Annotated in this window: 16 protein-coding genes; 8 read left to right on the top strand and 8 right to left on the bottom strand. The window is 55.1% G+C overall.

The window, feature by feature from the left end; genetic code table 11:
* Nucleotides 1-293 precede the first annotated feature (293 nt).
* Nucleotides 294-2132: a BRCT domain-containing protein gene (locus ACTVJH_RS02030; RefSeq protein ID WP_455986944.1), complete on the top strand. Its 1839-nt coding sequence runs from the start codon at nt 294-296 to the stop codon at nt 2130-2132.
* An 8-nt stretch (nt 2133-2140) separates the two neighbouring features.
* Here ACTVJH_RS02030 and aat read toward each other — a convergent pair whose 3' ends face one another.
* The 4 genes from aat to ACTVJH_RS02010 form a co-directional block, all read right to left on the bottom strand.
* Nucleotides 2141-2836 carry a leucyl/phenylalanyl-tRNA--protein transferase gene (gene aat / locus ACTVJH_RS02025; protein WP_455986942.1) on the bottom strand — a complete coding sequence of 232 codons (696 nt, stop codon included), beginning with the start codon at nt 2834-2836 and terminating at the stop codon, nt 2141-2143.
* Between the two features lie 148 nt (nt 2837-2984).
* Nucleotides 2985-5195 carry an ATP-dependent Clp protease ATP-binding subunit ClpA gene (gene clpA, locus ACTVJH_RS02020; RefSeq protein ID WP_455986941.1) on the bottom strand — a complete coding sequence of 737 codons (2211 nt, stop codon included), beginning with the start codon at nt 5193-5195 and terminating at the stop codon, nt 2985-2987.
* Entirely contained in the window at nt 5196-5510 is a 315-nt protein-coding gene (locus tag ACTVJH_RS02015) for an ATP-dependent Clp protease adaptor ClpS (RefSeq protein WP_455986939.1), read from the bottom strand.
* Nucleotides 5511-5583: 73 nt separating this feature from the next.
* Nucleotides 5584-5880 carry a hypothetical protein gene (locus ACTVJH_RS02010; RefSeq protein ID WP_455986937.1) on the bottom strand — a complete coding sequence of 99 codons (297 nt, stop codon included), beginning with the start codon at nt 5878-5880 and terminating at the stop codon, nt 5584-5586.
* A gap of 318 nt (nt 5881-6198) precedes the next feature.
* Between ACTVJH_RS02010 and ACTVJH_RS02005 the strand changes: the two genes are divergently transcribed.
* The 5 genes from ACTVJH_RS02005 (at nt 6199) to ACTVJH_RS01985 (ending at nt 12147) form a co-directional block, all read left to right on the top strand.
* Entirely contained in the window at nt 6199-7104 is a 906-nt protein-coding gene (locus ACTVJH_RS02005) for a branched-chain amino acid ABC transporter permease (RefSeq protein WP_455986935.1), read from the top strand.
* 178 nt (nt 7105-7282) lie between these two features.
* Entirely contained in the window at nt 7283-8014 is a 732-nt protein-coding gene (locus ACTVJH_RS02000) for an ABC transporter ATP-binding protein (RefSeq protein WP_455986933.1), read from the top strand.
* Nucleotides 8002-8793 carry an ABC transporter ATP-binding protein gene (locus ACTVJH_RS01995; protein ID WP_455986931.1) on the top strand — a complete coding sequence of 264 codons (792 nt, stop codon included), beginning with the start codon at nt 8002-8004 and terminating at the stop codon, nt 8791-8793. The genes ACTVJH_RS02000 and ACTVJH_RS01995 overlap by 13 nt, the downstream gene beginning before the upstream one ends.
* 271 nt (nt 8794-9064) lie before the next feature.
* Nucleotides 9065-10783, top strand: coding sequence for an FAD-dependent oxidoreductase (locus tag ACTVJH_RS01990; protein ID WP_455986929.1), 1719 nt, complete (start codon nt 9065-9067; stop codon nt 10781-10783).
* A gap of 80 nt (nt 10784-10863) precedes the next feature.
* The gene (locus ACTVJH_RS01985) at nt 10864-12147 is read left to right on the top strand and encodes a phenylacetate--CoA ligase family protein (protein WP_455986927.1); all 1284 of its coding nucleotides are present in this window, start codon (nt 10864-10866) and stop codon (nt 12145-12147) included.
* Between the two features lie 8 nt (nt 12148-12155).
* On the opposite strand, the gene ACTVJH_RS01980 is transcribed toward ACTVJH_RS01985, so the two are convergent.
* The 3 genes from ACTVJH_RS01980 to ACTVJH_RS01970 all read right to left on the bottom strand — a co-directional run bounded on the left by ACTVJH_RS01980 (nt 12156) and on the right by ACTVJH_RS01970 (nt 17088).
* Nucleotides 12156-12365: a hypothetical protein gene (locus tag ACTVJH_RS01980; RefSeq protein ID WP_455986925.1), complete on the bottom strand. Its 210-nt coding sequence runs from the start codon at nt 12363-12365 to the stop codon at nt 12156-12158.
* Between the two features lie 33 nt (nt 12366-12398).
* Complete coding sequence (locus ACTVJH_RS01975; RefSeq protein WP_455986923.1) at nt 12399-14639, bottom strand: EAL domain-containing protein; 2241 nt, start codon at nt 14637-14639, stop codon at nt 12399-12401.
* A 211-nt stretch (nt 14640-14850) separates the two neighbouring features.
* A complete protein-coding gene (locus ACTVJH_RS01970) occupies nt 14851-17088 on the bottom strand; it encodes a methyl-accepting chemotaxis protein (RefSeq protein WP_455986921.1) in 2238 nt (745 codons plus the stop codon).
* Between the two features lie 363 nt (nt 17089-17451).
* Between ACTVJH_RS01970 and ACTVJH_RS01965 the strand changes: the two genes are divergently transcribed.
* On the top strand, nt 17452-18708 hold the full coding sequence (locus tag ACTVJH_RS01965) for a diguanylate cyclase domain-containing protein (protein WP_455986919.1): 1257 nt from the start codon (nt 17452-17454) through the stop codon (nt 18706-18708).
* A 44-nt stretch (nt 18709-18752) separates the two neighbouring features.
* Here ACTVJH_RS01965 and ACTVJH_RS01960 read toward each other — a convergent pair whose 3' ends face one another.
* On the bottom strand, nt 18753-20381 hold the full coding sequence (locus ACTVJH_RS01960) for a B12-binding domain-containing radical SAM protein (protein ID WP_455986917.1): 1629 nt from the start codon (nt 20379-20381) through the stop codon (nt 18753-18755).
* Nucleotides 20382-20688: 307 nt separating this feature from the next.
* Between ACTVJH_RS01960 and ACTVJH_RS01955 the strand changes: the two genes are divergently transcribed.
* Nucleotides 20689-21231: a hypothetical protein gene (locus tag ACTVJH_RS01955; RefSeq protein ID WP_455986915.1), complete on the top strand. Its 543-nt coding sequence runs from the start codon at nt 20689-20691 to the stop codon at nt 21229-21231.
* Nucleotides 21232-21360 lie beyond the last annotated feature (129 nt).

Below are 21360 nucleotides of genomic sequence, written 5' to 3'. Positions count from 1 at the left end.
TCTCATTCAAGCAGCAAAAGCTAAAGCCCGTGGATACCGTTCAACTCGTAATCTCATCACCATGATTTACCTCCTCGGGGGCAAGCTCGAATTTCCCCCTACCCACACGAAATAGCGAGGAGCCAAAAATGATCCCAAAATGAACCTTGGCAAACATCAAGCTATCCCTTAAAAAACCACTTCTGAACCCTGGGCTCTCCCCCACCAAACCCAACCCCCACGTACCCCTTAACCCTTAACCCTTCAAACTCCTTACCTAAAACTTAAAACCTAAAACCTAAAACCGCCTCCCCATGCCCGATATCTCTTCCATAGACATCCTGGTCCAGCGGCTCGAAACATATAACGCAGCCTACAGGGCCGGAACCCCCCTTGTCAGCGACGAGGAATATGACAACCTGGTCGAATCCCTGCGCAGACTCGATCCCAAAAATCCGTTTCTGCATCAGGTCGAACCTGAAATCTTCAGCAACAAGCAGGAAATCCGCCATCCCGTGCCCATGCTCTCCACGGACAAGGCATACACAATCGGTGAACTCAAACGATTTGTGGACCGGGTTCACAAGGAGGCCCTTGGACGTGGTATCGACACGATCACCTTCAGGGTAACGCCCAAACTGGACGGACTTGCCGGCCGCGATGACGGACAGATCCTGGCCTCACGGGGAAACGGGCAAAGCGGTTTTGATATCACGTCAGCCCTGACCAAGGGGGTTGTGGTCGAAGGTGAACGAGGCATGGGACTCGGGGAAATAATCATCTCCCAATCCTATTTCCAGGAACATCTGGCCGACAAATTCGAACATCCCCGGAACCTGGTCGTGGGGATCGTCTCTTCGGACAATGTGAACACATTGGCTTTGCAGGCATTGGAGGACAAGGCGGTCCGGTTCGTGCCCTATGCAACCCTTCCCGATTGGCAGGGAACCGGAGAGGAGCTGCTCGCACACATCGAAACGATCAAGCACGACCTGCAAAGCAAGGTCGACTACCCCATGGACGGCCTGGTGGTCGAGGTCGTGGACCAGCCAGTCAGAGAGATCATGGGGGCGACCAGTCACCATTATCGCTGGCAGATCGCGGTCAAGGACAAGGGGGATACGGCTGAAACCCGGGTTGAAGCGATCCTCTGGCAGGTCGGCAGAACCGGCAAGGTCACCCCGGTCATGCAGGTACAGCCTGTATCCCTGTCCGGGGCGACCATCAGACGGGTTACAGCCCACAACGCGGGATTTCTGAAAAAACAGCATATCGGCATAGGATCGATCATCGAGGTTATCCGAAGCGGCGAGGTCATTCCCAAACTCGAGGCCGTGATCACACCGTCCGACAAGGTCACCATCCCGGAAAACTGCCCGGTCTGCACGACCCCTCTTGTGCAGGCAAATGATTTTCTGATCTGTCCCAACACGCAATGCCCCGCCCAGATCCGCCAGACCATCGAACATTGGTTCAAGATCCTGGGCAATGCCGACTGGTACGGAACCAAAACGGTCGAGAAACTTGTGGACAATGGAATCGATACCCTGGAACAGGTCTACGCCCTGACCGAACAGGATTTCATGGAAATGGGATTTGGACCGGTCCAATCCAGAAATCTCTTTCAGGCCTTGACCATCAGTCGGACCAAACCGGTGGAAGACTGGCGCTTCCTGGCCGCCTTCGGCATCCCGGATCTGGGCAAGGGCGACAGCCGCAAACTGCTGCAACACTATCCATTGGAAACGATCACCACGATCACGGCGGAAGATATCCTGGCCATCAACGGATTCGGTGAGATCACCAGCCGGTCCATCTCCACGGGCATTCAAGCGATCCGTTCGACCATGGAGCACATGATCGATCTGGGATTCAATCTGGAATCAACCCCGCTTCAAAAGGAGCTGGCCGCCCTGGATTCCCCCATCAAGGACAAAGGAGTCGTGTTTACGGGAAAGATGGTCCAGGGAACACGGGAGGAGATGCAGAACATGGCCCGACAACAAGGAGCCAACGTCCAGACATCCGTGTCCGGGGCAACGGATTACCTGGTCTGCGGTGAAAAGGTAGGGGCCAAAAAAATTGCCCAGGCAGAAAAGCTGGGCACAACGGTCATTTCGGAACAGGAGTTCCTGGATCTGATCGGATCGTGATCCGCCTCTCATTCCCCATCCCGAAATCCGGTCAGATCCGTCTGCAGACTACATCCTTGAAGGTTTTTCCTGAGCCCGGAAAGAAACCGGGCACGTGGAATTTCCCGGGCCCCGAAACGGAGCATATGTTCGGTTGTCTGCTGGCAGTCGATCATCCTGAATCCGAGTGTCTCCAGGTACCGGACAAAGAGGACAAACCCGACCTTGGCCGCTTCGGAACAGCGGTGAAACATGGATTCCCCAAAAAAAACCCTTCCCAGGGCCACCCCGTAGAACCCCCCTGCCAGCCGCCCATCCTTCCAGACCTCAACGGAATGGGCATATCCCTGCCGATACATGTTTTCGTAGGCCTCGATCATTTCCGGAACAAGCCAGGTCCCCTTGGTCTCCCCCCGATCCATGTCCGCGCATCCCTGGATGACCCCGAAAAAATCCCTGTCAACCGTGACCTGAAAGGGATGCTGTCTGACTAACCGGGCCAATCGCCGGGGGACATGCAGGCGGTCGGGGTAAATGACCGGCCTGGGGTCCGGAGACCACCATAAAATGGGCATCCCCTCGCTGTACCAGGGAAAAATTCCCCGGGAATAGGCAATGACCAATCGATCGACCTGCAGGTCCCCGCCAACAGCCAGAAGACCGTCCGGTTCGGCCAATTCCGGATCCGGAAACAAGGGGTCGCTGGGGAGATAGAAGATTGGCATACGGGCTCTGGGTGTTGTTTCAAAACCGATTCTGGAAGTTCTTCACACCGGGAAGGGGGACACAAAGACGCGAGCAAGGACCGCATCATCTCCCGAAAACACGGACACTGCAGCGCCATGCAACAGTGCGATACCGACAGAGCACCAATCACGAATACGTGAACGTGAGCCCCGACTTTTTGGAAAATCCCACCGTGACCTTCCCACCCCTGGACAGCCTGCCGAAAAGGATTTCATCGGTGACCACATCGCCAATCTCGCGTTCGATCAGCCGTGACAGGGGTCTGGCTCCGTAGGCCGGGTCATACCCTTTTTCCGCCAGCCATTTTCTGGCCCTGGGGGTCAGTTCCAGACGCACCTTGCGGGATGCGGAACGTTCGTTGAGTTCTTCCATGTACTTGTCGACCACCTTTTCCATGACATTCTGATCCAGGGAATGAAATTGGACAATAGCGTCCAACCGATTCCTGAATTCCGGACTGAACAACTTTTCAGCCGCCTTGAGCCCCCGGTCCGAGACATCCGATGAATCTGCGGATCCAAATCCAATGGGAGCGGATGCCATTTCACGGGCCCCGACATTGGAGGTCATCAACACAACGACATGTCGGAAATCGGCCCTGCGTCCGTTGTTGTCCGTCAGGGTGGCGTGGTCCATGACCTGAAGGAGGATATTGAACATATCCTCATGGGCCTTTTCGATTTCATCGAGCAGAAGAACGCAATAGGGATGCTTGCGCACCGCGTCCGTGAGCAATCCACCCTGTTCAAAGCCCACATAGCCCGGAGGGGCACCGATGAGTCGGGCAACGGCGTGCTTTTCCATGTATTCGCTCATGTCGAAACGGACAAATTCGACCGTCATGGCCCGGGAAAGCTGCCGGGCCAATTCCGTCTTGCCCACGCCCGTGGGGCCGACCATGAGAAAACACCCCGAGGGCTTGCGCTGATCCCCCAGCCCGGCCCGAGAGCGCTTGATGGCCTGAACCACTGTCTTCACCGCCTGATCCTGGCCGTAGACCTGATCTGCGATCCGCTGCTCGAGGTTCTTCAACTGATCCCTGTCCGAAGAGGTGATATTCTGACTGGGTATTCCGGCCATGCGCGCAACCACCTTTTCCACATCCGTCTTGGTGATGCTTTTTTTGGTCGACTTCCCCAGGCGGAACACCGCCCCGGCCTCGTCCATGACATCGATGGCCTTGTCCGGCAAAAACCGGTCGTTGATATGCCTGGCCGACAATTCAGCGGCCGCTCGCAGGGCTGAAGGCCGGTAGGTGACTTGATGGAATTTCTCGTAATGGGAGCGCAATCCTTCAAGAATTTTAACGCTCTCCTCAATAGAGGGTTCATTCAGATCGATCTTTTGAAACCGCCGGGACAGGGCTCGGTCCTTTTCAAAATGATTCTTGTATTCCTCAAACGTGGTCGATCCGATACACCGGAGTTCACCAGATCCCAGCACCGGCTTGAGGATGTTCGAGGCATCCATGGTTCCGCTGCTCGTGGCCCCGGCCCCGACAATGGTATGGATCTCGTCGATGAACAAAATGGCCTCGGGGATCTTGGTGATTTCTTTGATCACCCCCTTGAGACGAGCCTCGAAATCCCCTCTGAACTTGGTCCCGGCCAGAAGGGCGCCCATGTCCAGGGCAAAGATGCGCACGTCCTGAAACGGATCGGGCACGTCCTTCTCTGCGATGCGCAATGCCAAACCCTCGGCCATGGCGGTCTTGCCCACCCCGGGATCTCCCACAAAAACAGGGTTGTTTTTTCGCCGCCGGGCCAGAACCTGAATGATCCGGCGGAGTTCCTGCTCCCGCCCGACCAGGGGATCGATCTTGCCCTGCCGGGCCTTTTCCACCAGATCCACGCAGTACTGAGCAAGCATGGACTTTTTCCTGTCAGGACCGTCCTGTTCGGCCTTCTCCTCCAGTTCGGGGTTGTGGGAGATGTATTCGAGCACCTCCAATCGACTGACCCCCATGGAATTGAGATAATAGACGGCAAAGGAGTCTTTTTCCTCGAGCATGGCCGCCAGAAAATCCCCTGACATCACCACCTCTTTGCCGGCCGACTGGATATGATTCATGGCCCGCTGCATGACCCGTTGCACGCCGATGGTCTGGACGATCTCATAGTCCCTGCGCGGCTGGACCTCGACGTGGTCCTGAAAAAAACGGGTCAGCAGGTTCTTGAGCCGGTGCACGTCCGCCCCGACCCCGCCCAGAAGTTCCTGGCCCTCGGGATCGATGACATAGGCGAACAAAAGATGTTCCAGGGTCAGAAATTCATGCTGCCGCATCTTCACTTCCCTGATGGCCAGGGCGATGATCTTTTCCAATTCTCTGCTGATCATTTAGACCTCTTCCATTGTGCATTTGAGGGGGTACCCCTTGCCGTGGGCCATGGAATGCACCAGGGAGACCTTGGTCTCGGCAATTTCGGCCGTATAGATGCCGCACAGACCGACCCCTTTCTTGTGAATGTTCATCATGATCAGATGGGCTTCCGCCTCGTTCTTGTGAAAAACGCGTTTGAGTACCTCGACCACGAATTCCATGGTCGTGTAATCATCATTGTGCATGAGGACCTTGAACCGTCTGGGTTCATCGAGATCATCCTCGATCACGTCCTCGGGTTCCAATTCCCGCATATCATTGTTCCGGGCCATCAATCACGTCCCTTTTGGATCATTGTTGGGTTTCACGTCCTGGCTCGACGACGCATGCAACCATGAAGAGTTCTTACTCTTCCCCCTCGTCCATCCACTCCTGAAGCTTGCCGGTGATCTCCCTGGCCTGTTTGACCGAAGAGATGTTGAACTTGGAGTGGGGAAGATAGCGGCCATTTCTTTTCTGATAGCGCCCGACACGGAATTTGACCGGCCCGAATTCGCCGGTTTGGCGATTGCGCTCCTGATAGGCGAACATGATCGTGGACCAGGCACCTTTGGTCAGAACATGTTTTTTGATCTGCCTGACCTGCTGCTCGCCATCTTCATTGGTCCAATCGATGCTTATTTCGTCAACTGTTTCCGCCATTTCTCTCTCCTGAGGTTTGTGATCATCCCGTCATATGCAGGAAAAAATCTGATCAATGTATGTGTAATCCCTTCTTCGGGCTTGTAAAGTAGGAACCAAGCCGCTGGGATACAGATGCGCGATCATTGTGCATACCCTCTTAAATTTCAACCCCCAATCACATCCCCCAAGACAAAGGGGTTCGTTTTCAATCACCTGGAATATCCTGACCGGCTCACCCCTGGCATCCTTTCCGCCGGATCTACCCCCTTTTTGCACCTTACGATTTCAGACAAAACATGCTAGGGAGCACCCTTCATTCACGCCAAGGATACCATCATGCTTTATTATATGCTTCACCTCGCCGCCCTCGGGGGAATCTACATCCTGCTCGCCTCGAGTCTGAATATCATTGTCGGACTTTCCGGTCAGGTCTCTTTGGGGCACGGGGCCTTTTTCGGCATCGGGGCCTACACCTCGGCCCTGGTTTCCCAGGCCTTTCCCGAAATCCCTTTTATTCTGCTCATGCCCCTGTCGGGCATCCCGGCCCTTATGGCAGCTCTGCTCCTCAGCCCCCCGGCCCTCAAACTCAAGGATGAATATCTGGCCGTGGTCACCCTGGGATTCGGGATCATCTGTGAACTGGCCATCAAAAATCTCGACTTTACCGGCGGCCCGGACGGGTTGTACGGACTGAACAACTTCGGCATGTCCGCAGGGGGATTCATCCCCCCCATCTGGTTCTGGGTCGTCATCTGTCTCGTGGTCACCTGGAGAATGAATGCCGGACAATTCGGCAGGAACCTGACCGCCATACGTGAAGGGGAACAGACCGCCATGACCATGGGCATCTCACCCCTGCCCATCAAGGTTATCTGTTTTGGTGTTTCCGCCTATTTCGCAGCCGTGGCCGGCTCCCTGTACGCCCATTTCATCACCTTTATCCAACCCGGGGTCTTTGGTCTGTCCACGTCCATCCTCCTGCTGTGCATGGTTGTGCTCGGCGGCATGGGCACGGTCTTCGGACCGGTGGTGGGAGCGATCATTCTCTTTCTGCTTCCGGAATTCCTCCAGGCCTTTGCCGATTACCAGGAATTGATCTACGGGCTCCTGCTCATCCTGACCCTCATCTTCCGCCCCCAGGGCATCGTGGGCAAAACTTCAGGACACGGCCACGGATTGATCGGGGAGTTGGTCAAGACGGTACGGGGAAGGGGGAAGGCGGTTTTAGGTTTTAAGTTTTAGGTTTTAGGTCAAAAAACCATAGACTTGGACGTAGAATCGCGGATGTGATGACGCCGGAACCCGAACGGTACTCGGTAGGGAATGATGCTGTTCGGTAAAACGTTTTTATAGCCAACATCATCCTTAATAGATACAATGATTTCAGACTTAAAACCTAAAACGTAAAACCGAATCTAAAATGCTCAACGTCCGCAGCCTGCAAACCTATTACGGGCGGATTCATGTCCTGAAGACTGTCTCCCTGCATCTCTCTCCCGGCGAAATCGTCGCGGTTATCGGGGCCAATGGAGCGGGAAAGACCACCCTGCTCAAGACCCTGGTCGGGCTGCTTGAACAGCGATCCGGCTCCATTCAATTCGGGGACCAGGATATTTCACGCATGCCCACGGAAAAACGCCTTCAGTCCGGGCTGGTTTTATGCCCGGAAGGACGCAAGCTGTTCGGTGCGTTGAGCGTACAGGACAATCTGGCCCTGGGGGCCTATTCCAGAAAGGACCGATCCAGGATCAAGAATGATATGGAACGGCTCAGGGAACAATTTCCCATCTTGAACAAATTCTGGACCCGCCCCGCATCCAGCCTGTCCGGTGGCGAGCAGCAGATGGTTGCCCTCTGCCGCGCCCTCATGTCCAACCCCAGAGTCCTTTTGCTTGACGAACCATCCCTGGGGCTCTCACCGCTGCTCTCCCAGGAAATCCTCAAGGCCATTGTCACCCTCAATCAGGATCAGGGACTGAGTGTCCTGCTCGTGGAACAAAACGCCCGGGCCGCCCTCAAGATCTGCCACCGCGCCTATGTGCTGGAAACAGGCAGAATCGTCATGGAAGGAGAGGGCCGGGAACTCCTGCACCACAAAGGCGTCCAACGGGCCTATCTGGGGAAGGGATACGACAAGATATGGGAACGATAACCATGGACGAACATACCATCCACCCCCTTCTGACCCTGGATGGGGTGAGTAAGAATTTCGGCGGTGTCCAGGCCGTTCTGGAGGTGGGCTTTTCCATCCCCCAGGGTCGGATCACCGGGTTGATCGGCCCCAACGGTGCCGGCAAGACCACCCTGTTCAACCTCATTTCAGGAACCGTTATTCCTAGCTCCGGGTCCATCTTTTTTGCCGACCACACCATAACCAGATTCCCCCCCCAAAACCGAAGCAGACTCGGTATGATGCGCACTTTCCAGAATTTGAGCCTCTATCCCGAACTCTCCTGTCTGGAAAACGTGACCATCGGTTCCAACGCCTGGTATCGGCCGGGCCCCCTGTCGCTTGTCCGGCCAAAAGGCGGACCCGTCGAACGATCGATCATGACCCAGGCCAGGGACTATCTCGCCCTGGTCGGCCTGGAGGAAAAGAGTGGGCTCGCGCCGGACGAATTGTCCTACGGGGACCAACGCAGGCTGGAGATCGCCCGGGCCATGATGGGCAACCCGAAACTGCTTCTTCTGGATGAACCCGCTGCCGGACTGAACAACCAGGAATCTCAGGAGCTGGCCGAACTCCTGATTACCCTGCGAAAGGATACCGGACTGACCATTTTGATCATCGAGCACGACATGGACGTGGTCATGACGGTCTCGGACAGGGTCCTGGTCCTGGTGGAGGGACAGCTCCTCCTGGAGGACACCCCCCGCAAGGTCCAGCAGGACCCGCGGGTGATCGAGGCGTATCTGGGGAAGGAAGAATAACTGAAGGACGCAGTTCGCAGTACATGGTTAGTGCGCAGTACACAGTGCGCAGTGCGCAGAAAAAACCAAAAAACGGTATTTTTTCAGGACTCGTCAGCCAGCGTAATCAAACATTACAAACTATATTTCGATAGAATACTCTGCAACAGAAACATATCAACAAAAAATACAAAGCATATCTCGATTTTTTGTCGTTACTGCGTACTGCGAACTTATTTGCACTGCGAACTGCGAACTTATTTACACTACGAACTACATCAAGGAGAACTCCATGTCCCAACATATAGTCATAATAGGCGGTGTCGCCCTTGGTCCCAAGGCGGCCTGTCGTTTGAAGCGGGTTCAACCCGATGCCCGGGTGACCATGATCGACTCTCAAAAAATCATTTCCTACGGGGGATGCGGGATTCCCTACCTGGTTTCCGGGGATGTCAGCGATCCGGACCAACTGCGTTCCACGAGTTTCCATGCCCTGCGCGACGAGCAGTTTTTCAAGCAGGCCAAGGGGGTGGACATCCTTTCTGAAACAACGGTCCTGAAAATCGACCGCAGCAACAAGACAGTCCTTGTTCGGGAAAAGGATTCGGAGTCTCGTGAGATCGCTTATGACAAACTGGTCCTGGCCACAGGAAGCCGCCCCCGTTCCCTGCCCATTCCCGGGACCGACCTGCACGGATGCCTGCCCGTAGCCTCCATGGAAGACGCCCTGACCATCAGGGAAATGGTGACAACAGGTAAGGTTTCCAAGGCAGTTATCGTGGGAGCGGGATTCATCGGTTTGGAAATGGCCGAGGCCCTCACCGACATGTGGGGTATCGAGACATCGGTCATCGAGATGGCAGATCAGGTGCTGCCGGGGGTTGTGAGCAAAACCATTGCCTCCATGGCCCAGAAACACCTGACAGACAACGAAGTCACCCTGCATCTCGAAGAAATGGTCACAGCCATACAAGGAACGGGCAAGGTGGAGCGGGTCGTGACCACCAGGCGAACCATAGAAGCCGATCTGGTCATCCTGGCCGCGGGGGTGCTGCCCAATTCCGAATTGGCCAGGGAAGCCGGGCTGACCGTGTGTTCGGCAACAGGCGGCATTCTGGTCAACAAGACCATGCAGACCTCGGACCCGAATATTTACAGTGGCGGCGATTGTGTGGCCATCGAGAATCTGGTCACCGGCAAACCGGGCCTCTTTCCCCTGGGTTCCATGTCCAACCGCCAGGGCAGGGTCATCGGCACCAATCTGGCCGGTGGCCGGGTCACCTTTCCCGGTGCAGTTGGTTCCCTGTCCATCAAAATTTTCGAACTGGGGGTGGCTGGGACCGGGTTGACATTGGATCGGGCCAGGGCCGAAGGGTTCGACGCCATCAGTGCCCAGGTCATCCAATTCGATCATGCCCATTTCTATCCGGAAAAAACCCTGATCACCCTGGAACTGGTCGTTGCGAAGGGATCCCGACGGATTCTGGGCATCCAGGGGTTGAGCAAGAATCTCGAAGGCATGGCCACCCGGATCGATGCGGTTGCCGCCATGCTCAAATACCAACCCACCCTGGAAGATATCAGCAACATCGAACTGGCCTATTCGCCCCCCTTCGCCGCGGCCATGGATGTCCTGAACGTGGTTGCCAATGTGGCCGACAATATCCTTGCCGGACGGAATACGTCCATCGGCCCGGACGAATTCGCCGCCCTCTGGGAAAACCGCGACAATGAAAACTTCATCGTCCTGGACTGCCGGGACCGGGACAATGCCGTGGCCTTTCTGGAAAAACACCCTGATTTCTGGATGAACATCACCGGCGAAACCGTGCAGGAACATCTGGACGAGATCCCCAGGGACAAGAAGATCATTCTTCTCTGCAATACCGGGGCCCGTTCCTACGAGGCCCAGGTCAAATTGGCCACGGCCGGACTGACCGATACGGTCAATCTCCAGGGCGGCTGGGGCAATCTGCGCCTCTGGGGACTCGATCCCACGGCTGAGGATTGAACCACCTTGCAGACTAATTATCGTTAACCAACCTGCGCACTGCGTACTGTGCACTGCGCACTTCCCCCCAGGAGCACCGCATGTCTCCCTGCCCAGCCAAGCATCTGCGTTTGACAGTGGAAGAAATTCGACAGGTCCAACTCGAGCGGCTGCAATCCACCCTGCACAAAGTCCGCCGCAGGGTGGCCTTTTACAAGCAGCGATTCCAGGATATCGGCTTCAACCCCGACTTTTTCGAATCCCTCGAGGATCTCGCCGAAATCCCCTTTACCACTGAAAAGGATCTCTCCGACGCCTATCCCTACAACATGTTCTGCATCCCCCTGCGCGACGTTGTCCGCATCCACACGACAACGGGACGGGGAAGCGAACCCATTGTCATTGGGAATTCCGAACGCGACCTGACCAACAGGGCCAGATTGCTGGCCAGGGTGTATGAGACCCTCGGACTGAACAGCGAGGATGTCTTTCAGATCACCCTACGCTACGGGTTGGGAACAGGTGCCTTCTCCTTTCACGATGCAGCCCGGGAAATCGGCGCCTCGACCATCCCCACCTCGGTGGGACACACGGACAAGCAGCTCAAGATCATGCGCGACTTTGGGACCTCCTGTCTCATCGCTACACCGGGATATGCCAGGATTCTGCTCGAGGCCATGGAGACGCGCGGAATCACCCCCTCCATGCTCAGACTCAAGGCGGTTCTTCTGACGGGGGAGCCGTGGTCCAAAACATTGGCAGCCGATCTCGAACAAGGGTTTCAGGCCCCGGTCTACGATATCTACGGACTCAGTGCGGCCTGCGGACCGGGGATTGCGGCGCAATGCCGGGAACGGACCGGGCTGCACATTCAGGAAGACATGGTCTATGCGGAGATTGTCGATCCCCAAACAGGTGATCCGGTGAAACCCGGCGAATGGGGCGAGCTCGTCCTGACCACGCTGATGGAAGAGGCCGTCCCGGTCATCCGCTACAAAACAGGCGACAAGGCCAGGTTTTTGACCACGTCCTGTCCCTGCGGAAGCACCTTCCGCCTGCTGGATCATATCCCGGGAAGGATCGACGATGTTTTGATCGTCAAGGGAATCAACATTGCCCCGGAAATGATCGAACGGGTCCTGCTCGACCAATTGGGCACCACGGTCGATTGGGACGCACAGGTCACAGGACAGGGATCCACCCAAGAACTTGTCCTGCGTATCGGGATCACCGATTCCCTGTTCTTCGATCAGATGAAACGTCAACGAGCCATGGTGGACACCCTGCGTCACGCCTTTGCCCAATGGGTCGGCGTCACCCCCCGGGTCCTCCTGGTCGAACCCCAAACCATGAAAAAACAACCACCATTCGCCCCTATGGATTGATACCGGGATCAATCGGGCACATTGTTCAGACGTTTGGATTCATTACCACACATATGCCAGATCGAACGGGGTACATTTGCGATCATGCCAAACCACGCACACCCCATTCCCACGTAGGGGCGAACCTTGTGTTCGCCCTGTTTTTCCGAACCACGGATTGATACCGGGGTCGATCGGGCACATTGCCAATTATCGATGATGCGAAAAAAGAATGACATCCTCGCCTCAAACCGTCCACAGGACGAACCCGTCTATTTTCTCTCCCTCCGATCACGCACATAGCTGTTTCCGGGAATCGACTTGGCGTATTTCTTTATGGCCGCCGCCTGTTCGCTGAGTTCCCGCATGGTGCAATAGTCGTAGCAATCAAGAATTCCCAAGGAAACACTGACCAGGGGAAATTTGCGTTTTTTGCCGTCACGATCCTTGCCCATGATCCAGCCCTTTTTCCAGTCCTCTTTATTATAGCAGGATCGTGTCAGACGCCCGAAACATCGGGCCACAGTCTGGGCCATGGACATGATCCGCTGGGGATGAGAAATGAGCACGAAATCATCGCCTCCCACATGATAGAGGGCATCCCTGCCCGTCCCCCGTTTGTCGAGCGTCTTTGTGAGCAGCTTGGTGATCAAGAGAAGTATCTTATCCCCTTCATTGAATCCGTAGGTATCGTTGTACACCTTGAAGTTATCCAGATCCGCATACATGAGGCTGAAGGGACGACCATTCTGCAACCGCTCCTCCAATGCCTTTTCCAGGGCGATATTTCCCGGCAGACCGGAAAGCGGATTGGTCCCCTTGGCCATCTCCACCTGAACCTCGGCCAGGGTGTTCAGAAGTTTTTGTACCGAAACCGAACCCAGCAGTATGCCATCCCGGGTGACGATGATTTCGTCATAGGCCTTCATCTTGCCCCTGGCCATGGCACGTTTGGCCACTTCCTCCACCGGACAGGATTCATCCACGATCAAGGCGTCCCCGTCCATGAGGGTCGCGATATCCCGCCGCGCGTACAGGGCGTGGCCATAAGGGGCCGCCAGTTTCCTGTCCAGGGAATATCCCATGACCAGCCCCAAGGGCTCCTGCCCCTGGCAGACAACAATCCCGGTCAGCTCTGGATCCTGTTTGAACATTTTCTGGACCTCGTGGACCTCCCTGCCGGGCGCAACCGTTACGGCCTCGGCAGCGAGCAGGCCAACGGAAATGGAACAACTGAGCCGATCAAGGCTGGGCGGGCGAACAAACGACAGATTCCTGATATCGATCGGACTCTCTGCTTTGGGAAATACCGGTTTGCCCATATAGAATCCCTGCCCGTAATGCATCCCGAGTTCCACAAGACGCATGGCCTCGCTCTTCTTCTCGATACCCTCGGCTATGACCTTGGCCCCGATCCGGGTGGCAAAGGCGACAAACGTCTCCAAAAGGGCCTGCTTGACAGGATCTTTGTGCACATCGCGCACCAGCCCCATATCTATCTTGATATACTCGGGTTGCAGAGTGGCGATGGACGACAACCCCGAGTATCCGGTTCCAGCGTCATCAATAGCGATCTGAAATCCCTGGGTCCGGTAATGATCCAATGTCAGATGAAACAATTTGAAATCCTTGATACTATGGCGTTCGGTGATCTCGAAAACGACATTCTCGGGCCGCAGTCCGACCTTTTCCAGAAGATCCAGCGTGCGGCCAGGTGTGAACTTCGGATCCACCAGGGTCCGGGGATGAATATTCAAAAACAGTTTCCTGCCTTTGTGCAGCGGTCCAATCCGCTGAATCGCCTTTTCCCTGCAGACATTTTCCAGAGCAAAGAGTTCCCCGACCTGCTCGGCAAAATCAAAGAGCACCGAGGGAGAATGAAGGCACGAGTTCTTTGGGCCGCGACTCAGGGCCTCCCAGGCCAGGATCGATCCATTGGAAAAATCGAAAATCGGCTGATAGAGCGTCTGGACATTCTCCTGACAGATCACGTGATGCAGTTCCTGGGCGATATTGAGATTTTCGAGATCAAATCGTTTGAGGGACATTTCCCGAGCCCGCAGCACCGACTCGAAAAAATTCTTTTCAAATCCCCCATTGTCGTTCCCGGCCTCAAAGACCGCATAACCGGCATCGAGACCGATATCACGCCCTGTCAGGGTAATGGCCTCCTGCCGAAGGACATTCAGCACCTTCAGACGGAAGGAGTAGGCAGTATCGTGAATGGCAAGACTGGCCAGATTGTCGTTGTAGAGCAGCAGATGTTCGCCTGCGCTCAAGGACAGGACAAAGGCATCCTTGTGCAGATCACCATACTTGAAGGTAAGATTTCCAATGGCCTGGGCAATCAATCCATCCAGACGTCGGACCAACTCGTCCCCGTAAAGCTCTCTGAGCAAAAAATAGTCATGGATACGAAACAGGACCACATTGAACTGATCATGAGAGCTCAAGATAGAGGTCAGTGAAATATCCTTGCCCATATCCGCTTCACAGCATGAAAAAAAAGACATTGTTGAAACCGAATGCTCTCTTTGTGATAACTCCAGCAATCTTTTATCCATGGTCCTTCCAGGTAGTTTCAATCATGCCAAGGTACCTTGTTCAAAAAATCCTGTCATCCCAAACAAAAAAACTTCAAACCGCCAAACAGTTATCAACTCCCGGCATGTTCCCTATGCCTCGAGGGGTATGCACAGCCAGTCAACCGCCATATACGGGACATCACGAAGCAAGCGCTCTCTGGACCTCTTTGCGACCGTTATCATCTGTAAAGGCGGTTAGATACCCAGAATGCACTTCGAGATTTCCCGACGGATTCGAAGCCCCCTCTGTCTGCGAACAACGTTGTGTCACCTGCTTGAGCTGGTCCATCTCCTCGACCAGCCGGCTGATGATGCTCAGGGATTTCCGGATATCCGAGCAGGTGGTCGCGGCGAACATGTTCATCTTGTGCAAGGCGGAGTCAACCTGCTCGGCAGTGGCGGCCTGTGCTTCCGATTGAGTCAGGATCTCCCGGGAGCCTGCTTCGGCATCTCTGGAAAGAGTGACGATCTCTTCGAGACTTTCCCGGGATTGCGCAGACATGGTCACGCAATGTTCAACGGCCCTGGTAGCCTTTTCCATCCGACTCGTGCTGCTCACAATGACCGACCGGGTGGATTCCACGTTGTTCGTGACCTCTTTGGTCGCGGTCATGGTCCGTTCCGCAAGCTTGCGGACCTCGTCGGCCACAACGGCAAAACCTCGTCCGGCCTCTCCGGCCCGGGCCGCCTCGATGGCCGCATTCAAGGCCAGAAGATTGGTCTGGTCGGCGATATCTCCGATGATCCCGGCAATGGAGGTGATCTGGCCAAGCATATTCCCCAACCCGTCCATGTCGGTCTTCAACATTTCGGTGATCTCGTTGACCGAGGACACGGCATCTACGCTGGCCTGCACGCGTTGCAACCCATCATCGGCCTTCTGACGGACACTGTGGGAACCATCCACTGCAGTTCGAGCGGCCTCTGCTACACCACTGACAGCATGGAGCATGACGGCCATGGCCTCTGAAATCTGCGAGGCATGCTCTTTCTGATCCTCTGCTCCTCCACCAACGGTATTGAGTTCCATGTCGAGTTCTCCGGCCAGTTCCTGAATGACGAGAGCCAGTTGATCGGCCTTATGGACCAGGCTGTTCAGGCTCTCGAACATGTCAGCCAGCTTCTGCTGCTGGGCCTCTGTCTCCATTTCGGACGCCTCTGCACGCCTGGCATGCACTTCAGCCTGTTCCGCCTTGGCCCGGGCATCGTCGGTACGGGCGCGCAGATTGGCAACCATGGTCGAGATGGCCTGTTTGAGCGCTTCCAGCTCAGGTCGGAATCTGGCATCCATTTTTGCTTCCAGATCACCCTCTGCCACGGCACAGGCAAAATCTCTGATCCGTGCAAGGGGCTTGAACAATTCCCTGCGCAGAAAAATGACAGCCAGGATGACAACAAGGATGGACAACAAGGTTCCCAGAATGACAACCTTGTGCCGGAGCTGAACGGTCGGCTCGAGAATGGTTCCCATGTCGGCATGGGTGATGAGGGCCCAGGTGGTCGAACCCATGGTGATGGGGGTATAGGCCACCAGCAATTCGTTACCGGATCTGTCCCTGGCCGGAATGATCCCGGTCTCCCCCTGCAGCGCCAGATGGACCGGGTCGTTGGATTGGGGTAAAAAGACAGAAGCCATGGATGCATGGTGCTTGTTACGACTCCTGAGGTCCTGACCAAAAGCGAGTGTCTCCACCCCATGTCTCTGCTCGTCCTTGCTGTCCAGAATCGAGGTGAGATGGTTTGATCCGACAACGAGAATCGCAGCTCCGGCATGGCCTCCGGTATGATCCAGCACCGGGGCTCCCACAAAGGCACACAATTTACCCCCGGCCGGTTCGTACGGCAACAGATCGGAAAAGCTTTCCTTGCCCTGCATGGCCTGGCTCCAGATATGCCCCAGGGACTCGTCCCGCAGAGCACCATGTTTGAGATCGCGACCCAGATCACTTCTTTTTTTCAGGCTGAAAACGATGCGACCGTAATCATCGACAAGCAGAAGATCCTCATATCCCAAGAGGGTGTTGTACGGTTTGAACGACGAGAGCACATAGGCGTGATTGTCCTCGTATTCCGGGGTATCGACCCTGGCGGGCGCCCCTTTTTGAGCGGAAACATCACTGAAATAGTCCTGAAACATGACGATGGCATTGTAGACCTCGCTCCTGCCGGCAAGCAGAGAAACCTCCCGGGTCCAGACCTCGAGTTTTTGGCGCAAACCATTTCCCGCGATATCCCGTTCAGTTGCCAGCCGTTGTCGCGCCTGATCCACGAGGCTGTCCGCTGCCTGTCGAACAGCGATTTCTCCCACGCAAACCACTGGGATGATCGACATAAACAGACAAAAAATCAAAAAAATGAATCGAATGGAACGTTTCATGGTCACTCTCCGGGCTTTGGTGAAAAACCAATGGAGACTTACCCGGATCTGATGACATTTATTTGTCCTCTCTGTGACAATTTTACGCACACGGCACATTTGTGCTCATGCAACTGCCTGAAATATGATGGCTGGCTCGTTGCCTGACATCTTGCCCGCACGGCTTGTTTTCATTAAGCAACGGCTTGATGGCACGAGACCGGTGAGAGAGTTTCAAACCGCCCGGAACGGGGCAAGCCAGCCATGAAAACAGATTTGTCCTGATTGTACGCGAACAGGAACTTGACTAAGCGGTTCAATTGATCAATGAAAAAAATTTATCGAACACCTGGTGACATCCTCTACTGCCAACGGTACCAAGCGATGCCTGCTTCCAATCTCAGCGTTGCCTCCTCGTTCAACGATCCTCAGGTCACCGCATCCCTGAGCTCTCTGCTCCAAGGCATTGAGCGATCCCTCAGCGCCGGCAAGTACGACAAGGCTCTTCATCTCCTGGAAGAGCTGCGCGTCTCCGTGGAATCGACAAAAACAATTCAGCCACCCCCTGCCATGCCGATCCATGGCATGGCTGCAGAAATCGACACGCTTCGATCCCGGCTCGAAACCACTCAGGAAAAACTCAACACGGTCATTGCCCTGCAAGAAGCCAATGTCTCAATTTTTTCCCGCCTGACCACGGCCTTTGCCATCCTGCAGGAGGCCGAGCATTTCAGCCAGCTTCCCGACATCCTTGCAAAAATCGCTCACCAGATGGGTACAACAGGCATAGCCCTTGTCCTGGACATGGCCACCTATGGGGAATTTGTGCCCAAGGGACTGGGAACACTGCCTCAACACACCCTGAACGAGATCGCTGCCTGGATAGCATCCACTGCGGGATACAAACGCTACCTCGGGACATTCGAGGACATGGCTCCATGGCATACCATTCTGAAAGCCCTGCCCCAGCGTCCCCCCGAAGCAGGCTCCTGCCTCATCTATCCCTTTCACGAGCGTGGGAATACCGATCACATCAGCGGTCTCGTCTGCCTGTACGACAAAGATGTTGAACGATATTCGCCCGGGAAAGCCACGGACTATCTGGAACATTTCTGCACGGATCTCGGATGCACCGTCTGTCTGCTCCGGGTCCAGAAATTCCTCGAACGGGAACGATTCACCGACCCGCTCACCGGGGTTCCCAACAGGGCCTATCTCATGGCCTATGGACAGCAGATCCTTGAATTTGCTGAACGAAAATCTTTTCCGGTTACCCTGGTCTTCATTGATCTGAACGGATTCAAGGCGGTCAACGACACCTACGGCCACCTGACGGGTGACGACATCCTGCAACAGGTTGCCACCTGCCTCAAAAATCTGGTCCGCAAATACGACATGGTCGTTCGATTGAGCGGAGACGAATTCGTTGTTCTTCTTCCAGGAGTGGCCAGGGAAAAAACCGGCCAATTGATTTCCAGAATGTCCCAGCGCATTGCAACCATCGGGATGGGTGAGAAAGAATCCTCCAACCTGTCCGCCTCCATCGGCGTGGCCGGCTTTGAGCCGGGTCAGACCATCCAGGACCTGACGGCGGTTGCCGACCAGGCCATGTACGCTGACAAGCGGCGACGCAAAGGATAATCTCCCTCCCACACGTTGAATCATACCCCCTGCAAGGCTCACTTTCATCCCGACCAGACAATCCGTGTTCCCTCGAGGGTGGTTATCTCTCCAACCGCAGCCATAACCCTCTCGAAGAGCGCGTTGCGAAATCTGGGCAGGGGAAACCATTTTTTTCTGCCCGCCCCGTATAGTCGGCCTTCCTTTCTCAATCGATCAAGAATCTCCGCTCCCAAACGGTCCCGACCACCCTGATCATAGGCGAACCTCAGGGCCTCCCCCACGGTGCAGGTCGTTCCATCGAGGACCATTCCCTTGAAAAAGTTGATGATTCGTGCGGTCACAAACAAGGTGTACAGATCTTCCCTGGCGAAACAATCCGTTTCCACGGCCATGGCAGTGGATCGGGAGGTAAAGATTTCTCGTACAGACATTGGTGGGAAATCCGAGGCAATGGGACTTCCCGGGGTCAGATAGAAAATGGACGCACCGACCAGAACCGGAAGCCGGGCCAGGGTGGTCAGGGTCTGGATCATTTCTTCCAGGTTTTCACCGGGCAAACCAAGAATGAGATACGCCACCGTGTGCATCCCGGATTCCCATGCAGCCAGGGCGATTTTCTCGAACCGGGCCACGGGATGGGGGCGGTGCATCCGATTCAGGGTTTTGGCCTGCGATGAAACAAGGGAAAGATTGACATGGGTGAAACCGACCCGGCGCATCTTCACAAGGAGGTCTCTGTCCAGATGCATGTAGGAAATCCCGTTCATGGCCAGAAAACGCACAGATTGACCGGTGAAGGCATCCTCGAGCAGATCCAGAAGGGTTGAAAAATCCCGCCTGTTCAGGGTCAGATTGTCGTCCTCGAAGTCGAAAACACGATACCCTTGGGCGTAGCGTTGCTGGATCTCGTCCAGAATATCCCCGGGGTCACGGCGCTGGTACCCATGGCCAAAGGTCAGATGGACGGAACAAAAAGCGCATTTGTGCGGGCACCCCCGGGATGTGGTCACAAAACACAGGGGTTGTCCCTGGAAACGATAGGCTGCTGGATCGAGATCCGAGAGATCGGGATGAGGAAGCGAGGCAAAGGGATAATTCGCCTCCACCGGATTGAGGATGCATTGGCCCCTTTTTTTCCAGCCGAGATTGGGCACATATTCCCACTGCCGATCCCCCCTGAACGCTTGCAAAAATGCTACAAAGGGTCGCTCTCCCTCGCCCTGGACAAGAAAATCGACATGTTCATCCGCAAGCAGGGTCAACGGGGCGGCACAGGCATGACTCCCTCCCACGAGAATGGGCCGATCCAGACATTTCTTGATTGCCCGGGCACAAGTCAGAACTTCCCGATAATAAGGAGAAAACAGAGAGGAGATCCCCACGAGATCGGGTTGGAATCTGAGCACGAAATCGACAATGGTCCGGGTGTTTGCCCCAAAATGAAAATATTGGGAAAAGGATGAAAAGGGACTGTGATCACGCTGGGGATAATAGGTTGCAAGATAGCGCAACTCTCGGGGTAACGGTATGGTCCGCCGCCCGAAACCCTGATGAAAATCCTTGACCAGAACCTCTATTTCGGGAAATTCTCTCTCAATGACCGCCTTGAGATAACAGAGTCCCAGAGGCTGAAGACGGATGTCCGTGTCGTAAAAATCTTCAATGGGGGGCTGAATAAGGAGTATTTTCATTGTGGTATCGACGGTAAACCCAGTGTTGAAAGATCAAAACTCAAACGGTTTTATCCTGATCAGAAGGTGTCTGTAAGGTACGTTTAACCATTCCATTTCACAAGGAAACGTTTCGGTCGTACCCTCCTGGATTCCAGTCCTGTTCCATGTACCCGGCACAGGACACATTTGTTCTCATGCAGGTAGATGGTACGAGGCCGACGCGAGAGTTTCAAACCATCCGGAGCGGGATGAGCCCGCCATGAGAACGAATCAGCCCCGATGTGCCCGTGGAGCACTCTTGCTACGCTTCGGAGCAATTGAACACATGTTCGGCATGATCAAAATTTTCATCCCCGTGTATCTCTATCTTCGCGTCGCACCTTTCCCGCACCTGACAAGCGTCAAAATTTTCATGTTGTCATGGCTGGCCGGCACCAAGGCACGTGAACTCTTCATTCTGGACATGGCCATGTCGGGATGGGCATGCCTGCTTTTGTGCGTTCTTTTCCTCTGGGGGATCATTCTCTGCCAGGCGGACGCCCTGTCCCGGTTCCAGGAATTCAGACGGCTTTTGGTCATCATGCATCGCTACGGATTCAGACCCCGCTTCTTCCGCCTGTTCGCCTCCTCCCGATGCCAGCGTGATGCCGCCCTGGTCGCTGCCAAACAGGTCGGACACAGCCGCGTGGCCCGGGACTACTTCAAGAGTCTCGGATATAAATGGTATCACATCCTTCCCGACACCATCATCCAGAATCCCCTGCGCTTCTTCCATCCCGGGTTTCTCAAATTCACCTTCATTCCCCGCCAATTCCACAAACGGCTCGGGAGTGTCTGGATCATCAAACGACTGGCCCCCCTCGGCTGAAAGAGCGCCTTTATCCTCTGCAAGAGAACCCTCCGCCCGACCCCCCTCCTGCAGAACGCCTCCCTCCCGTCATTCTCAAACCTCGAAATCTCTTAACTCTCTCAAATTTCCAAAATTTCACCTGTTGCA

The organism is Desulfoplanes sp. PS50 (genome assembly GCF_053851535.1).
The sequence above is the reverse complement of the archived record's forward strand: the minus strand, read 5'-3'. Positions and strand labels throughout refer to the sequence as shown.

Bases quoted from the DNA above. Each gene is read 5' to 3' on its own strand.
- ACTVJH_RS01965 (WP_455986919.1), top strand. From the start codon at position 17,452: ATGCCTGCTTCCAATCTCAGCGTTGCCTCCTCGTTCAACGATCCTCAG.
- ACTVJH_RS01975 (WP_455986923.1), bottom strand. From the start codon at position 14,639: ATGTCTTTTTTTTCATGCTGTGAAGCGGATATGGGCAAGGATATTTCA.
- ACTVJH_RS01960 (WP_455986917.1), bottom strand. From the start codon at position 20,381: ATGAAAATACTCCTTATTCAGCCCCCCATTGAAGATTTTTACGACACG.
- aat (WP_455986942.1), bottom strand. From the start codon at position 2,836: ATGCCAATCTTCTATCTCCCCAGCGACCCCTTGTTTCCGGATCCGGAA.
- ACTVJH_RS01955 (WP_455986915.1), top strand. From the start codon at position 20,689: ATGTTCGGCATGATCAAAATTTTCATCCCCGTGTATCTCTATCTTCGC.
- ACTVJH_RS01980 (WP_455986925.1), bottom strand. From the start codon at position 12,365: ATGTCATTCTTTTTTCGCATCATCGATAATTGGCAATGTGCCCGATCG.
- ACTVJH_RS02005 (WP_455986935.1), top strand. From the start codon at position 6,199: ATGCTTTATTATATGCTTCACCTCGCCGCCCTCGGGGGAATCTACATC.
- ACTVJH_RS01990 (WP_455986929.1), top strand. From the start codon at position 9,065: ATGTCCCAACATATAGTCATAATAGGCGGTGTCGCCCTTGGTCCCAAG.
- ACTVJH_RS02010 (WP_455986937.1), bottom strand. From the start codon at position 5,880: ATGGCGGAAACAGTTGACGAAATAAGCATCGATTGGACCAATGAAGAT.
- ACTVJH_RS02030 (WP_455986944.1), top strand. From the start codon at position 294: ATGCCCGATATCTCTTCCATAGACATCCTGGTCCAGCGGCTCGAAACA.
- clpA (WP_455986941.1), bottom strand. From the start codon at position 5,195: ATGATCAGCAGAGAATTGGAAAAGATCATCGCCCTGGCCATCAGGGAA.
- ACTVJH_RS02000 (WP_455986933.1), top strand. From the start codon at position 7,283: ATGCTCAACGTCCGCAGCCTGCAAACCTATTACGGGCGGATTCATGTC.
- ACTVJH_RS01970 (WP_455986921.1), bottom strand. From the start codon at position 17,088: ATGAAACGTTCCATTCGATTCATTTTTTTGATTTTTTGTCTGTTTATG.
- ACTVJH_RS01995 (WP_455986931.1), top strand. From the start codon at position 8,002: ATGGGAACGATAACCATGGACGAACATACCATCCACCCCCTTCTGACC.
- ACTVJH_RS02015 (WP_455986939.1), bottom strand. From the start codon at position 5,510: ATGGCCCGGAACAATGATATGCGGGAATTGGAACCCGAGGACGTGATC.
- ACTVJH_RS01985 (WP_455986927.1), top strand. From the start codon at position 10,864: ATGTCTCCCTGCCCAGCCAAGCATCTGCGTTTGACAGTGGAAGAAATT.